General features: G+C 62.4%; 11 protein-coding genes and 1 pseudogene. 6 read left to right on the forward strand and 6 right to left on the reverse strand.

Going from position 1 to position 16,275, the window contains the following annotated elements:
• Window positions 1-123: 123 nt before the first annotated feature.
• The 3 genes from RRF64_RS07390 to RRF64_RS07400 all read right to left on the reverse strand — a co-directional run bounded on the left by RRF64_RS07390 (window position 124) and on the right by RRF64_RS07400 (window position 5,489).
• Complete coding sequence (locus tag RRF64_RS07390; protein WP_323845191.1) at window positions 124-2,601, reverse strand: Lon protease family protein; 2,478 nt, start codon at window positions 2,599-2,601, stop codon at window positions 124-126.
• 249 nt (window positions 2,602-2,850) lie between these two features.
• Complete coding sequence (locus RRF64_RS07395) at window positions 2,851-4,050, reverse strand: pyridoxal phosphate-dependent aminotransferase (protein WP_323845192.1); 1,200 nt, start codon at window positions 4,048-4,050, stop codon at window positions 2,851-2,853.
• On the reverse strand, window positions 4,047-5,489 hold the full coding sequence (locus tag RRF64_RS07400; protein WP_323845193.1) for an amidase: 1,443 nt from the start codon (window positions 5,487-5,489) through the stop codon (window positions 4,047-4,049). Before RRF64_RS07400 ends, RRF64_RS07395 begins: the two co-directional genes overlap by 4 nt.
• Before the next feature lie 298 nt (window positions 5,490-5,787).
• Between RRF64_RS07400 and RRF64_RS07405 the strand changes: the two are divergent.
• Window positions 5,788-6,057: pseudogene (locus RRF64_RS07405) on the forward strand (DUF2799 domain-containing protein); the annotation flags it as partial.
• A gap of 36 nt (window positions 6,058-6,093) precedes the next feature.
• On the forward strand, window positions 6,094-6,348 hold the full coding sequence (locus tag RRF64_RS07410; protein WP_323845612.1) for a hypothetical protein: 255 nt from the start codon (window positions 6,094-6,096) through the stop codon (window positions 6,346-6,348).
• An 85-nt stretch (window positions 6,349-6,433) separates the two neighbouring features.
• On the opposite strand, the gene RRF64_RS07415 is transcribed toward RRF64_RS07410, so the two are convergent.
• The 3 genes from RRF64_RS07415 to arfB form a co-directional block, all read right to left on the reverse strand.
• Window positions 6,434-7,012, reverse strand: coding sequence for an HD domain-containing protein (locus tag RRF64_RS07415; RefSeq protein ID WP_323845194.1), 579 nt, complete (start codon window positions 7,010-7,012; stop codon window positions 6,434-6,436).
• Entirely contained in the window at window positions 7,013-8,068 is a 1,056-nt protein-coding gene (locus RRF64_RS07420; RefSeq protein ID WP_323845195.1) for an Ldh family oxidoreductase, read from the reverse strand.
• A 147-nt stretch (window positions 8,069-8,215) separates the two neighbouring features.
• Entirely contained in the window at window positions 8,216-8,629 is a 414-nt protein-coding gene (gene arfB / locus RRF64_RS07425) for an alternative ribosome rescue aminoacyl-tRNA hydrolase ArfB (protein WP_323845196.1), read from the reverse strand.
• A gap of 116 nt (window positions 8,630-8,745) precedes the next feature.
• Between arfB and RRF64_RS07430 the strand changes: the two genes are divergently transcribed.
• From RRF64_RS07430 to RRF64_RS07445, 4 genes are all read left to right on the forward strand, one after another.
• The gene (locus tag RRF64_RS07430; protein WP_323845197.1) at window positions 8,746-10,731 is read left to right on the forward strand and encodes a BCCT family transporter; all 1,986 of its coding nucleotides are present in this window, start codon (window positions 8,746-8,748) and stop codon (window positions 10,729-10,731) included.
• A 138-nt stretch (window positions 10,732-10,869) separates the two neighbouring features.
• On the forward strand, window positions 10,870-12,858 hold the full coding sequence (locus RRF64_RS07435; RefSeq protein WP_323845198.1) for a BCCT family transporter: 1,989 nt from the start codon (window positions 10,870-10,872) through the stop codon (window positions 12,856-12,858).
• A 285-nt stretch (window positions 12,859-13,143) separates the two neighbouring features.
• Complete coding sequence (locus RRF64_RS07440) at window positions 13,144-15,510, forward strand: autotransporter outer membrane beta-barrel domain-containing protein (RefSeq protein WP_323845199.1); 2,367 nt, start codon at window positions 13,144-13,146, stop codon at window positions 15,508-15,510.
• Window positions 15,511-15,663: 153 nt separating this feature from the next.
• Complete coding sequence (locus tag RRF64_RS07445; RefSeq protein ID WP_323845200.1) at window positions 15,664-16,191, forward strand: GNAT family N-acetyltransferase; 528 nt, start codon at window positions 15,664-15,666, stop codon at window positions 16,189-16,191.
• Window positions 16,192-16,275 lie beyond the last annotated feature (84 nt).

Here is a 16,275-nt window from a genome sequence, read left to right on the forward strand (position 1 = left end):
CCAATAAGTGAGAACCCGCGGCCCCCCATACACCGCCGCTGGTCGCACTCCGGCAAGATGCGCGACAGTCACAGAAGAGAATCCTGACAATTGGCAACCCGGCCTTTGGCCGTCACCCGGTCACTAATACCGATCTCTGCCGGGGTTATCCGCCTGCCCGTCCTTGAGGGGCGCCGATGGTGCGCTTTCCGATTCCAGCCCCTGCAGCTCGCTCCTGAGCAGTTGCGAGCGAGACTCCTCCAACTCTCCGAGCCGCCGCTGCACCTTTCCATTGAACGAGCTTTCGGGATATTCCCCCCGCTCATCGGCCATGCCGGCTTCGAGACCGGTGAGCAACTCTATGGCCTCATCTACGCTCGCCACCGCATAGACGGCAAATTTCTGCTCGCGCACCGCCTGCACCACCGCTTCCTTCAGCATCAGGTGCTGGATATTGGCCGCCGGAATAATGACACCGTGCTCGCCGCTCAGACCGCGCGCCTGGCACACTTCGAAGAACCCCTCGATCTTTTCATTGACCCCGCCCACTGCCTGCACCTGCCCGAGCTGGTTGACCGAACCGGTCACCGCCAAGCGCTGGCGCAGCGGCACCTGGGCAATCGCCGACAGCAGCGCGCAGAGCTCCGCCAACGAGGCGCTGTCGCCGTCGACCGGACCGTAGGACTGCTCGAACACCAGGCTGGCGGAGAGGGAAAATGGCTGTGAGGGCGCGTAGCGATTGGCGAGGAAGGCGCTCAGGATCATCACGCCCTTGGAGTGCAGGGGCCCGCCCAGCTCCGACTCGCGTTCGATATCCACCATCTTGCCGCTGCCCAGGCGCGCGGTGGCGGTGATGCGCGAGGGGCGGCCGAAGGCGCTGTCGCCGAGCTGTATCACGGACAGGCCGTTGATCTGCGCCACCTGCGAGCCTTCGGTGTCGATCATCAGGATGTCGCGCTCGATGGATTCCTGCAGCCGCTCCTGCCACTGGCGTTGGCGGTACTCGCGCTGGTCGATGGCCCTCTGCACGTGCAACCTTTCCACCTGCTCCGCCTCTTCGCGCCGGCACCAGTAATCGGCCTCGCGCAACAGGTCTGCCAGGCGCTCGCCGTGCAGCGACAGTTTTTTTGCATCCCCGGCCAGGCGCGCCGCCTGCTCCACTACCCGTGCGACCGCATTCTGCGAGAAGGGCCGCAACTTTTCCCCGCGGGCCAGTCCGAAAATAAGCTGTGCATAGGCGGCGACACTTTCGCGCTCGCGATCTATATCCTCGGCAAAGTCGGCGTAGACCTTGAACAGCTGCTTGGCTTCCGGGTCGTGGGCCTTCAGCAGGTAGTAGAGCCAGCGTTCGCCGATCAATACCACATTGACATTGAGCGGTATCGGTTCCGGCTCCAGGGTAATGGTGGACAGCAACCCCATCTGCATTTCCAGCGGCTGGACCTTCAATTCCCGCGAGTGCAGCGCCCGTTTCAATGTCTCCCACGCGAATGGTGTCATCAGCAACCGGTGCGCATCGAGAATCAGGCAGCCGCCGTTGGCCCGGTGCAGGGCCCCGCCCTTGATCAGTTTGAAATTGGTGGTCAGGGTGCCCATCTGCGATTCGTGCTCGATGCGCCCGAGCAGGTTGGTGTAGATGGGATTGTCCTCGTAGATGACCGGCGCACCCTCGGCATCGCCGTTATCCACCAGGATATTCACGCGGAAGCGATTGAACTCCCGCGCGCGGATCAGTTTGCGCGGAACTATGCCCTCCTTCTGTGCCTGTTCACCGGCCGCGCGGAAATCGTCGGCATTTTCAATCACGCCGTGCTTGATGTTTTCGATAAACGCCTGCACCTGGTCCAGGTTCTGGTAGCGCCGGCGCAGCCAGTCGATGCGTTCATCCAGGGTCAGATGCAGATACTCGCGGATCAGCCGCTTCAGGTCCTTGGCCAGTTTCTCGTGCCAGCGCAGTGCGCGCCCCAGCGTTTCCTTCAGATCGACGTTGACCTTCTCGATATTTTCCTTGAGCCGTTGCTGCTCCTCTTCCGGCAACTCGGAAAATTTTTTCGGACTGATAAATTCGCCGTCCACCAGCGGGCCGATGGTATAGCCCGAGGGGGTGCGCACGACGCCGATGCCGAGTTCCTTAGCGCGCTCCACCAGCTCGGCGAAGGTCTGTTCTTCGCGATCCTCCAGCTGCTGTTTGAGTTCATCTCGGCGCGCGCGGTACTCGTCACTCTTAAAGATATCGGGAATGGCCGTCAGCAGGTGCTCGAGCAGGTCCTCGGTGTCCCGCTTCAATTCCCGCGCGGTGCCGGGGGGGAGCACCAGTGCATGGGGTTTGTGTTCGGCATCAAAATTGTGGATGTAACAGAGGTCCGCCGCCGCATCCTGCTTTTGCGCCCAGGCGCCGATGCGCTTCATGACCAGCGCGTGTTTGCCAAGCCCGACCGAACCGGCCACATAGAGGTTGTAGCCGTTGCCGGACATATCCAGCGCGAATTCCAGCGCCTCCAGCGCGCGCTCCTGCCCGAAGTGGCGACTGTCGTCCGCCTCGCCTACCTCGGCCTGCAGCTCCAGCCATTCCAACGGACAGTGCTGGTAGAGCTGTTCCGGAGCCAGGGGGTCGAGATTCATTAACGCGCCTATCAACAGAGAAAATGCCAATCACACCGGGGGGTTCCCCCGCCTCGTCGATTTTTCGACTTCCGCTAGTGGGCCGTGAGTGAAGTTCGGTAACAAAGGAGCACAGCCCAAGCGTTCAGATCGAGGCGAGAAAGCGCAGGACTAGCAGCGCTAATTCAAGCTTTCTCAACGCAGAGCTGGACGCTTTGGCGAAGCAAACTGTTACCTAACTTTGCGCACGGCCCACTCGTCCAGCTTAGCTCAGCCAAAATCCTGTTTCTCCATCCACGGAATGATCCGCTCGAAAGCCTTCTCAATCTTGTCGATAGACGTGGCGTAACTGATGCGCAGTGCGTTGCGGCAGGAATCGCCGAATGTGTCGCCGGCGATGGTGCAGACGCCGGTCTCCCGCAACAGTCGCAGGGCGACATTGTTGCCGTTCACGCCATCCGGCAGGGAGGGGAAAAGGTAGAAGGCGCCCTCGGGCATATAGCCTTCCAGATAGGGCGTCTGTTCCACCAGCTGCACCAGCCGATTGCGCCTTTTCTTGTAGATCGCCACTATGCCGTCGATAAAACTGCGGTCGCCCCGCAGCGCAGCGACGCCCGCCCACTGACAGGGGGTGTTGGCGACCGTGGTGGTGAACATATGGTAGCGGCGCAGCTTGCGTATCGCGCCCTGGCTGGCGATCAGCCAGCCGATGCGCATGCCGGCCATGCTGAAGGTCTTGGAAAAACTGCTGATGATCATCACGTGATCGAGATCGGAACAGCAGGACAGCACGCTGGCGTAGTCGCGGTTGTCGTAGACCAGGTGATCGTAGACCTCGTCGCTGATCACGTAGATGCCGCGGTAGGCCGCCTCCTGCACGATGGTCTCGATGGTCTCGCGCGGATACACGGTGCCGGTGGGGTTGCTGGGCGAATTCAGCACGATCGCGTGGGTATTCTTGTCGATCGCGTCGATGACTTCCTGCGGGTCCAGCTGGTGGTTGTTCTCGGCGCGGGTGGGAATGTATTTCACTTCGCCACCGTTCATGCGGATCAGCGGCGCGTACAGCATGAAGGAGGGATCCGGCACGATAAATTCGCGCCCCGGCGCGGACATCGCCGTCAGCGCGAGGTAGATCGCTTCGGTGGCGCCGGTGGTGACGAGAATATTCTCCGGCGAAATTTTCCGATCGTAACGTTCGCCGTTGTACTCCGCCAGCGCGTCGAGCAATTCCGGCAGGCCGGCGTCCATGGTGTAGCCGGTCTGCCCGGCTTCCAGCGCATCCACCGTGGCCTGGATGACATGGGGCGGCGCCGGCGCGTCCGGCTGGCCGATGGACAGGTGGATCACGTCGTCCATGGTCGCCGCCAGGTTGACCATCTTGCGGATACCCGGCACCGGTATCGTCAGCAGTGCCGGATTCCAGACCGGATCCTCGGACTCGTAGAAGTCGAAATCCAGCCGACTCACGCCTCTTCCCCGGCGGCGGCGTCGACGCGGAAGAGATCGGGGCGCCGCTCGGTCAGCGGCGCGGCCAGCTGGTAGGCCTGCCCAGCGCGCAGCACTGTGGCGTCATCGAAACGCCGCCCCACCAGCTGCAGCCCGATCGGCAGGCCGTCGGATGAAAAGCCGCAGGGCACCGACAGCGCCGGCTGGCCGGTGAGGTTGAACGGATAAGTGTAGGGGGTCCAGGAGGGCCAGCGAGTGCTGGGCCAGTCCTCCGGCACCTCGCGGCCGGCCTTGAACGCGGTAATGGGCAGCGTCGGAGTCAGCAACAGGTCGTATTTCTGATGAAAGTTGGCCATGCGCTCACACAGGGCCGTGCGCTCGTTGACCGCGGCCAGGTAATCGAGCATCGACAACTGCGCCGCCTTGTCCGCCACCGCCACCAGCTGCTGGTCCATCTGCTGGCGCTGGCGCTTGCCGATATCGCGCAGCGCATTGGCGGCACCGCCGTAAAACAGGTGACCGAAGGCCGCCAGCGGATCGTCGAAACCCGGCGCCACCTCGGAAACTTCGGCGCCCAGGGACTGCAGCAGCTGCGCGGCGGCGCGCACCGCGTCGTCGACTTCCGGATCCGGCTGCACATAGCCGAGCGTGGCGCTGTAGGCGATGTGCAGGCCCTGCAGCAATTCCCGCGGCTCGCCCCGAATCTCCGCGAAATAATCGATATTGCGCCGCGGTATCGCCTGGGTGTCGCGGTGATCGGCCTCTGTCAGCACATTCATCATCAGCGCGCAATCCGCCACCGTCCAGCTCATGGGGCCGGCGTGGGCCAGGGTGCCGAACGGGCTCGGCGGCCAGTGGGGCACTTCGCCGAAACTGGGCTTGAGGCCGACGAGACCGCAGAAGCCGGCGGGGATGCGGATCGAGCCGCCGGCATCGGTGCCCAGCGCCAGCGGGCCCATGCCCAGCGGTACCGCCGCGGCGCTGCCGCCGCTGGAGCCACCGGCGGTCTTGTCGGTGTTCCAGGGGTTGCGGGTGACGCCGTCGATCGGGTTGTCGGTGACGCCCTTCCAGCCCATTTCGGGTGTCGTGGTCTTGCCCAGCGGCACATAACCGTTGCGGCGCAGCGCCGCAACGCAGGGTGCCTCCTTGCCGAGGGTGGACTCCGGATCGATGATTCTGGAGCCCTTCACCGTCGGCCACATGCGCGTCAGGAACACGTCCTTGATCGCCACGGGCACGCCGTCCAGCAACCCTTGCGGCGCACCGGATCTGTAGCGCTTTTCCGATTCGCGCGCAAAGGCGAGGCTGGTGTCGCCATCCACCAGGCAGTAGGCGTTAACCGCGGAATTGCAGCGTTCGATCTGGCGCAACAGTGCTTCGGTGACTTCGACCGGGGAAAAGGCCTGGCTTTGATACCCGTGCAGTAACTCCACCGCGGTCATGCGGATAAAATCACTCATCGGCGATCCCTCTTTTTCTCGACTTATTCCCCCATCCTAGTACGAGGTGGCGCGCCTTTATTAGCAGATGGTGCGGATTCACGTTGACTCAGACGCCCCGATCAACACACGGACTTTTTGCGACGCAGGTCTCACTTCCTGTGATTCCTTCAGGCTGCAGTCAGCCTCGATGAGATAATTTGGCCTAACGAGACAGTCTGTGACGGAACCAACAGTGAACCTAAAAACGAGAATGATTCCACGCGCGGCCCTGGCCCCGGCGGTAGTGATGCTAATGCTGGCCAGTGGCTGCGCCACCATGAGCGAAGAGGAGTGCCTTGTTGCTGACTGGCACGCAATTGGCTATGAGGACGGGGCCGCCGGCCTGCAGGTCGCGCAGCTCGGCAAGCGCCGCGAGGCCTGCGCTGAATATGGCGTGCGACCTGATACGGCGGCCTATCGCGCCGGTCGCGACGAGGGACTGTAGCTCTACTGCACCGAAAACCGCGGCTTCCGCCTGGGCCGCGCCGGCGGTGGTTACGGTGGTGTCTGCCCGGCGGATCTCGAGGGACTCTTCCTGCGCGGCTACGAGTCGGGTCGCGAAATCCATCTGGCGCAGAGCGCGGTGAATCAGGTGGCCGGCGCCATCGGCGAAAGGATCGAGGAGCGCGAACATATTCTCGACGACATTACCGCGATGAGCGCCCGCCTGATCAGCGACGAGTCCACCAAGGAAGAGCGCATCACCCTGCTCGCCGATATCGCCCGTCTCAAGGGCCGGCACACCGAACTGGGCGTGGAGATCGAGGATCTCGAGCACGAACTGGCCATGCGCGAGGCGGAGTACCAGGAAGTGCAGGCGCGTTCGCCCTATCAGTAGGGTGCGCCGCCCGCACCGGATGCTCGCGGGGTGCGCACGGCGCACCCTGCGGAGTGCCCCGCCGCCCCTACAAAATCGCGACTGATCACTTCAGAATGCCGCTGGCCACGGCGCCCTGCAGCATCTCTTCCATCACCTGCCACAATTCACTGCTGCCGTCGCCGATGCGGCTGTTCAGCGCGAACACCTGCTCCTTGCGGATATTGTTCTCCCGCCACGCGTGGCCCCCGCCGCGCAGGTTGTGCAGCAGCGGCGGCACCCGGTCGATGGCGCGGGCGTATCTGGATTCCGCCGTCTCACCGGCCTCGAATTCGGACCACAGGGCAAAGTATTCGTCGCCCCCGCCATCCGGCAGCATTGCCAGAATACGCCTTACGCCCTGTTCTTCTGCGGCCTTTTGCGCGGCAGTTTCACTCGCGTAGACAATCTTGTCACCGGCATCGATCTCGCCCAGATCGTGCAGCAGCAGCATTTTGATGACGCGGTCTATGTCCACCGGTTCATTGGCATATTCCCTGAGCATCAGCGCGGCGAGGCAAACATGCCAGCTGTGCTCGGCGGCGTTTTCCCTCCGCTCCAGCCCCACCGGCTTCGTCTTGCGCAGCACCGCCTTCAGCTTCTCGATCTCGACAATAAATTCCAGGATCTGCTCGATTTCTTTCATTTAACTGATCGCCCGCGGCATGATCACATGCAGTTTTTCTGCCCAGGGCTCGAGGTCCTGCATAATCGTCGGATACAGCTCGACACCCTCGCGCAGCTGTCGCTCGCGCGCCGCCCAGGCGCGCTGGCCGGGCACCCGCACCGGCGCATCGCTGTCGCTGCGACTGTGTTCCCACAAATTGCACAGGGCGACCGTCTGACGCAGGAAATCCGCGCGCGAGCCGAAGGCCTGCGGGTCGATGATCTGCAAAAATACCGAGTTGGCCTCGTCGTCATCTTTCGCCGCGGCGTCGCCGCGGCCGTAGCCGCCGAGGGCCATCGACAGCACTTCCAGCATCGCGGACAGCGCCGCGCCCTTGTAGCCGTGATCGGCGCCGCCGACCGGCAGTATGCTGCCGCCGCTCTTGAACACGGCCGGATCGTCGGACAGCTTGCCGTCGCTGTCCTTCAGGCATTGGGTCGGCATTTTTCTGCCCTCGCGGCGGGCCCGCGCCACATAGCCGCCGGCCGTCACCGACATGCTGATATCGAACAGCAGCGGATAGTCGCCGGCCGGCGCGGCGAAGGCGAGCGGGTTGGCGGAAAACAGCGGATCGCGGCTGCCCTGCGGCGCTACCGTACTTTCCGCCGGCGTGGAGCAGGTCAGTAGCGCCACATAGCCGGCCTCGACAATCGCCGGCAGGTAGGCGGCGAGGCAGGCGATATGCTGGCTGCGGCGGATGGTGGCGCTAACCACACCGTGGTCCGGCACCCGCTCCAGCGCGTGGGCGATCGCGCGGGTCAGCACCCAGGGGCCCGGCAGGAAATCCGCATCCCAGTTAAAGCAGTTGCCGCGATCGTGGAGAACTTCCGGCTCTCCCTGCGCTCGGGTGTCACCGCTTTGCAGCCAGGCCAGGTTGCTGGCCACGCGGTTCATGCCATGGGTAGTGAATCCGAGCAGATCCGCCTGCAGAAATACCTTCGCCATCACTTCGGCCCGCTCGGCGGCGAGGCCGGCGCGCTGAAACAGGGTACTGGCAAATAGCTGCAGCTCGGTCGCGTCGTAGCGCTTGGGCATGGGTCCTCCCCTAATCAGTATTGATCGCGCGCGCGGTTTTCTGTCGTCATTCCGGTGCAGGCCGGAATCCAGCTTTCCCGGACTGGATACCGGCCTGCGCCGGTATGACGAGTCGATAAAAACTCGTATTGAAACAGTGTACTCACCTTATTCATGCACCTTGCCTCGCATCGCTTTTACTTGTCCGCGGTGTGTCTTGTTTTTCAGTCGCCGCTCTTTCGCCCCGCTGCTGGGCTTGGTGGGAACGCGCTTCTTGTGCCGGAAGTTCGCCTTTTCGATCAGCAGCCGCAACCGCTCCAGTGCATCCTCGCGATTCTTTTCCTGGGTGCGAAAACGCTGCGCCTTGATCACGATGACGCCGTCAGCGGTAATTCGCTGATCCTTTATTTGTAGCAGCCGCTCCTTCAGCTCCTCCGGCAGCGAGGAGGCGCGAATATCGAAGCGCAGGTGGATCGCGCTGGACACCTTGTTGACGTTCTGGCCGCCGGCGCCCTGGGCGCGCACCGCGTGCATCTCCACCTCGTCCAGGGGGATCACCAGATTTCTAGAAATTTGCAACATATAAGACTGATTTCATATTCAGAATCCTGCCAAAGACACGCATTGTCTATGCTTGAACCGACAGGCGCAAAATTTACCTTGCCGCGGTTGCGGCAGTTCCAGGCGGCAACCGCGCTATGGCCGAGCAACAATCTCCGGGAAAAGCCCATTTCGACCCACCGGTATTCTATACGGCCACGGCGGTGCTACTGCTGCTGGTGGCCTATGCGGTGATCTTTCCCGAGGCCGCCACTGCCCAGTTTAAGGATCTGCAGGCGGCGATCGTCTCCAATATGAGTTGGTACTACGTGCTGGTGGTGGCGATCATCCTGATCAGTGTGCTGGTGATCGGCATTTCCAAGTTTGGCGAAATCAAGTTGGGGCCGGAACACGCGGAGCCCGAGTACGATTTCTGGTCCTGGTTTGCGATGCTGTTCTCCGCCGGCATGGGCATCGGCCTGCTGTTCTTCGGCGTGGCGGAGCCGGTGATGCACTACCTGGATCCGCCGGTGGGACAAACCGGCACCGTGGAAGCCGCGCGCCAGGCGATGGTACTGACCTTCTTTCACTGGGGATTTCACGCCTGGGCCATCTACGCCATAGTGGCGCTGATTCTCGGCTATTTCAGCTACCGCCACAAACTGCCGCTGACTCTGCGCTCGGCGCTCTATCCGATGATCGGCGAACGCATTCACGGCCCCATCGGCCACGCCGTGGATATTTTTGCCATCGTCGGCACCGTGTGCGGTGTCGCCACCACGCTCGGCTACGGCGTGTTGCAGATCAACTCGGGTCTGAACCATCTGTTCGGCCTGCCGGTCGGCGCCGGGGTGCAGGTGGTGCTTATCGTCGTCACCACGATTCTGGCCACCATCTCGGTGGTCCTCGGCCTCGACGCCGGCATCAAGCGGCTGTCGCAACTGAACATGATCCTGGCGGCGATACTGATTGTCATGGTGCTGCTGCTCGGCAGTACCGTCTACCTGCTGCAGGCGTTTGTGCAGAACTTCGGCAGCTACCTGTCGGTGATCGTCAACAAGACCTTCAACCTCTACGCCTACGAACCCACCGACTGGCTCGGCGGCTGGACCATTCTGTATTGGGGCTGGTGGATGTCCTGGTCACCGTTCGTGGGGCTGTTTATCGCGCGTATTTCCCGTGGGCGCACCATCCGCGAATTTGTCGTGGGGGCCATGATGGTGCCGGCGCTGGTCACACTGCTGTGGATGACGTTTTTTGGCAACTCCGCCATTCACATGATCCTCAACGAGGGGCTGACTTCACTCGGCGAGATAGTGGCAAAAGACCAGTCGGTAGCGCTGTTCCAGTTCCTGGAGCAGTTTCCCTTCTCCAGCGTATTCTCTTTCGTGGCCGTGGTGATGGTGGTGGTTTTCTTCGTTACCTCGGCGGATTCCGGCGCGCTGGTGGTGAATATGCTCTCATCCCACGGCCGCGATGACACACCGCTGTGGCAGCGTATCTTCTGGTGCTTCCTGATCGGCGCGGTCGCCATAGCGCTGTTGCTGGCCGGCGGGCTAGGTTCTCTGCAGACGGCGGTGATCGCCAGCGCCCTGCCCTTCTCGGCGATTCTGCTGGTGGCCATTTACGGGCTGGTCTCCGCGCTGCGCAAGGACACAGTCAAGCGCATCACCCAGAGTGCGCCGGTCGCACCGATCAGTGCCCGCAACCCGGTGGTTTGGCAGCGGCGGCTGAAGAATGCGTTGCGGTTGCCGTCCCTGGAAGAAGTGCACGAATACATCCGCGATACCGGCAAGCCGGCGCTGCAGGAGTTTGCCGCAGAGATGGAGAAAAACGGCTACTCCGCCACCGTGACAGAGAGCGACAACCGCTCGGTACAACTGAAAGTACTCCACGGCGAAGAGGTGAGTTTTGTCTACGCCCTGCACCCCAAGGCGACGCTCAAGCCGGATGCCGCCAATCCGGATGCGGAGCTGGACGATGCCCACGACGACGGCTCACCGGACAAGTATTTTCGCGCGGAGGTACACCTGTTCGAGGGCGGCCAGGATTACGACGTCATGGGCTGGACCAGCGACCAGCTTCTCACGGATATGGTCTCCCAATATGAACGCCATCTGCAGTTTCTGCACACGCTGCGGTAGTTCTTTCCCGGTGGAGAGCAGGTCATTGCGCACACCGAAACCCGGCATCGGCAGCCATCTCGACTATGCTGGGATTGCCAGCATGTTAATCCGGACAAGCCGCCCGGGTTGCCGATATTCTCCCGACGAGCCGCACTTATGAAGCTGCGCACTACCGACGAGGGCAAGGCCCGCTTCGATCCGCCGGTGTTCTACACCTCCACGGCAATCCTGCTGCTGCTGGTCGCCTATGCGGTCTTCTTTCCGGAGGACGCCACCGCGCGCTTCCAGTCCATGCAGGAGGGCATTGTCACCTACATGGGCTGGTACTATGTGCTGATCGTGGCCATCCTGCTGGTCACCGTGGTGGTGATCAGCATGTCGCGACTCGGCGATATCAAACTCGGCCCGGAGCACGCCAAGCCCGAATACAGCTTCGGCTCCTGGCTGGCGATGCTGTTTTCCGCCGGTATCGGTATCGGCCTGCTGTTCTTCGGCGTGGCCGAACCGGTGATGCACTTCCAGAATCCTCCGGACGCGCAACCCGGCACGGTGGAGGCCGCGCGCGAGGCGATGGTACTGAGTATCTTCCACTGGGGTTTCCACGTATGGGCGATCTTCGCCGGCGTGGCACTGATCCTCGGCTATTTCAGTTACCGCCACAACCTGCCGCTGACCCTGCGCTCCGCGCTCTACCCGCTGATCGGCGAGCGCATTCACGGCCCCATCGGCCACGCCATCGATGTGTTTGCAATCGTCAGTACCGTCTGCGGTGTCGCCACCACGCTCGGCTTTGGCGTACTGCAGATGAACTCCGGCCTGAATCACCTGTTCGGCATTCCGGTGGGTGAAGCCACCCAGGTAATCCTGATTGTCGTCACCACGGCGCTGGCCACCATTTCCGTGGTTGTGGGGCTGGACGCCGGTATCAAGCGGCTGTCGCAGTTGAATATGGGGCTCGCGGCCATACTGGTGTTGACGGTACTGGTGCTCGGCAGCACCGTGTTCCTGTTTCAGGCGTTTGTGCAGAACATTGGCAGCTACCTGTCGGTACTGGTCAACCGCACCTTCAATCTCTATGCCTACGCGCCCACCGACTGGATCGGCGGCTGGACGATTTTCTACTGGGGCTGGTGCTTGAGCTGGTCGCCGTTCGTCGGCTTGTTTATCGCGCGTATTTCCCGCGGGCGCACCATTCGCGAATTCACTGTCGGTACGCTGCTGATGCCGACGCTGATTACCATTTTGTGGCTCACGGTTTTCGGTAATTCCGCCATTCGCATGATCCGGGAGGAGGGCCTGCAATCTCTGGCGGAGATCATCCAGAAGGACCAGTCTCTGGCCCTGTTCCAGTTTCTCGAGCAGTTTCCGCTGTCCCAAGCCCTGTCGTTGCTGGCCATAGTGCTGGTGGTGATATTTTTCGTGACCTCTGCCGACTCCGGCGCACTGGTGATGAACATGCTCTCGTCCCACGGCCGCGACGATACGCCGACGTGGCAGCGCATATTCTGGGCCGCCATCATCGGCATAGTCGCCATAGCGCTGTTGCTGGCCGGCGGTCTCTCTTCGCTGCAGACTGCGGCGATCGCCAGCGCCCTGCCCTTTTCGCTCATACTGCTGGTGGCCATCTACGGCCTGATCAAGGCGCTGCGCATGGACTCGGCCAAGCGCGACGCGCAGAGTGCGCCGGTGGCACCGATCAGCGCGCGCAACCCCGTCTCCTGGGAGCGCCGCCTGAAAAACCTGGTGCAGCTGCCGTCCCTGCAGGAGGTGCATGAATATATCGGGGATACCGCTCTGCCGGCACTGCGGGATTTCGCCGCGCAGATGCAGCAAAACGGCTTCGAGGCCGAGGTCACCGAAGGGGAAAATTTCGCAGTCCACCTGAAGGTTCTGCAGGGCGAGGAAGTGGATTTTCTCTATAGCATTCATCCCAAGGCGCACCTGAAACCCAACGCCAGCAATCCGGACGCGGTACTGGACGACGCCTATGACGACGGCTCGCCGGATAAATACTTCCGCGCCGAGGTGCACCTGAGCGAGGGCGGACAGGACTACGATGTCATGGGCTGGACGCGCGACCAGCTGCTGACGGATATCCTGTCCCAGTACGAACGGCATCTGCAGTTTCTGCACACCCTGCGCTAGCAAATCGCAAATAACTTCATGCAGAATTTTCCAAGATTAATCGACCATCAATTCCCCGGGGCAAATCTGTAGTCACGCGCACCGGCACAGCACAGAAAAGTGACCAGGCAGCCAGCTTTCCGATCAATGGCTGCTTTTATTGTCCAAGTCAAATCCGCTAGTATGGAGCGGATTCCTTGAGGTGCAGGAATAACAACAATAACGACGCGCGCCCACCACCTACCTTTGGCTTATCTCCCGAAGCTGCCGGCGGGCACGCGGTGTATCCGCGATTAGGAGAAGACCATGCCCAACGCCAAGCGCAGCCTCGCAGTTGCCATTGCACTCGCATCCCTCGGCAGCACAGCTGCCTTCGCCGACGAATCCGCTTTTTCCCAGGTCGTCGCCTTCGGTGACAGTCTGACCGACGTCGGCAACGCCGGCGTGTTCACCAGCGGCGGCGCCGACCGCCAGGTGGCCATCAGCCTGATGTCCCAGCAACTCGGCCTCGGCCCTGTGACCCCGTCCTGCGGCGGCATGCAATTGTGCCTGCCGGACGTGGACCCGAGTCTGAGCGAGGCGGAACTGCTGGCATCGGCGCAGGCCCAGGTGCAGCAAGCACTGTCCAATGTGGGCACCGGCTGGGCCGTGGGCGGCCACCGCGCCGGCGACGTGCTGCTGAACATCCTCGGCACCCGCGGCTACTTCAATTACCTGAGCGAGCGCGGACTGACGCTCGACGTGACCGACCACAGCTTTTACAGCGCGCTGCTGCCGGATCCGACCCGCGAGACCAGCACCGGCCTCTACGCCGACTTACAGCTGATGGGCCTGATACTGCAGGGCCCGGCAGTGGTGGCCGAGTTGCGCGCGGCGGCGGATGCGTACCGGGCGGCCGGCGACACCGCGACAGCGGACGCCTACGACGCCCAGGCCGACGGCCTGCAGGCGCAGATAGACGCGGCACCGGGCCAGATAGTCGCGGACTCCGGCATCACCGGCAACCCGCACCCGACCGGCCTCGGCTATCTGGAGACCACGTCCGGCAAGGCCGATCCCAACGCCCTCTACTGGGTCAACGGCGGCGGCAACGACCTGCTGGGCGGCTTCGAGGCGATGATTACCGGCAGTATCAGCGAGGCCCAGTTCGGCGAGAATATCGGCATGGCGGCCACCATGCTCGCGGACGCCGCCGGCGCCCTGTCCGATGCCGGCGCCAACTATATCCTGCTGTCCAACGTGCCGGACGTGAGCAAGACCGCCGGCGTCTATGCCAGTACCGCCCAGGCGGTATACAACAGCCCCGAGGCGCAGCAGCTGGCCGACGCGGTAACTGCCGGCCTGATGACCCAGGAAGAGGCGGACGCGCAGCTGCAGGCGGCCATCGACAGCACCCTGATGCAGACCAGCGCGGCCAGCGACGCCTTCAATTCCACGCTGCTGGCGGCAGCGAAGGATATCGACGGCGTGCTGATGGTGGACCAGGCCGGCGTGCTCAAGGTGACCCTGGCCAACGCGGGCGCGCTGGGTTTCTCATCCGAATTCGACCAGACCACCTTCTGCTACAACGGTTACAAGTGCATCGAGCACCCGGAGTACGGCGCCACCGGCACCGCACCGGACGACAGCAAGCTGATCTTCAACGACGCGGTGCACCCGACCCAGGCCGCCCAGCAGATGCTGGCCGATTACTACACCAACGTGGTCAATGCGGCACAGGTGGCCGGTCAGCTGCCGGATATCGGCGTGCAGGCCGCCCGCACCCACACCAACACCCTGGATGAGAGCCTCGCCGGTGCCCGTTACCGCGAGGCCCAGAGCGGCGTCTTCGCCGGTACCGTGTTCGGCAATACCGACTACGACAGCGCCTTCGCCCCCAGCGTCAGCGGCGACAGCGACGGCAACCTGATCGGTGCCACCTACGCCCTGCGCAGCAATGCCGAGCTGGGCTTCGCCGTCAGCCGCACCGACATCAACGTGGACAACGACCAGGCTGCCGTGGAATCCACCTCCACCAACTACAGCCTGTTCGGCCGCTTCCACCACGAGATCTTCTTCGTTGATGCCAGCGCGACCCTGACCGATGTGGACTATGACGATGTCAGCCGCGCCTTCGGCCTCGGCAACAACTTCGACGGCAGTCTCGAGGCGACCACGGCCGGTGAGAACCTGTCCCTGAGCATGACCGCCGGTGTGAACATCCTGAGCGGCGCGTCCCAGTTCGGGCCCTTCGCCAATGTCACGCGCGCGACCATGGAAGTGGACGGCTATACCGAGAACGCCATCGACGGCTTCACCTATACCGACATCAACGGCATCGAGCGTGACCCCTTCGGTATGCACTTCGGTGACCAGGAGCGTCGCTACACCACCATGCGTATCGGTGCCTTCGCCAGCAGGAGCTGGGACAGCGTCAGCGCCTACGGCCAGATCTGGTATGAAGACACCACCGGTACCGATGACGATTTCGTCGAGGTGGGCGTGAAGTCCATGGAGGGCAATATGAACGCGATGCCGAGCTACTCCAGCGCGGGTGTCGGCCTGTTCGAAGACGGCGCCGGCGCAATCGTCGGCCTGCGCTGGCAGGCCGCCGAGCGCATCGCCGTCAGCGCCAACCTGGCCGCGCGCCCGACATCCGAGTCCGGCTCCGTCAACGTGAGCTACCGCTTCTAAGCACCCCGTTTGTGCGCTCCCTTCTGCGGGAGCGCACAAACTTATCTCTCACGCACTCGCCTAACTTTCCGACTATCCCATTGGTTCTCGCCAAGCCATCGGCAGAGATGCAAAATAGTCTCCTGATTTATTCGAAGGACGATACGAGACACCATGTTCCAACTGGAAACTCCCAAACTGCTACTGCGCCAGCTGACGGAAAATGACGCACCGCTGATGCTCGCGGTATTGAACGATCCCGACTTTTTGCGCAATGTCGGCGATCGCGGCGTCCGCACCGAGGCGGATGCCCGCCGCTATATCATCGACGGCCCAATGAGCATGTACCACCAGTACGGTTTCGGTATGTACAAGGTGGAACTGAAAGACGGTACGGCCATCGGCCTGTGCGGACTGGTTAAACGTGACGGCCTCGATGATGTCGATATCGGCTTCGCCTTCTTGCCGAGGTATCGCGGCCACGGTTACGCACTGGAGGCCGCCGAGGCGGTGATGGAGTATGCTCGCACGCAGGCAGCCCTGAAACGCGTCGTTGCGATAACCCTTCCCGACAACACCCCTTCCGTGCGCTTGCTGGAAAAAATTGGGCTGCAACCGGAAAAGCACATCACGTTGCCCAACGGTACCGAAGAACTGTTGTTGATGGCCTGGGACGCAGAGCCCGGTGAAAGTCATCAATAAAAAAGGCGAGTCACGCCTGAGGGAGCAAGTGCCTCGCCAAGGATGAATCACAGCAGAGACGGGTGGGGACAGTACTAACCCGCC

The sequence above is a fragment of the Microbulbifer magnicolonia genome (assembly GCF_035117725.1).
Taxonomy (GTDB): Bacteria; Pseudomonadota; Gammaproteobacteria; order Pseudomonadales; family Cellvibrionaceae; genus Microbulbifer; species Microbulbifer magnicolonia.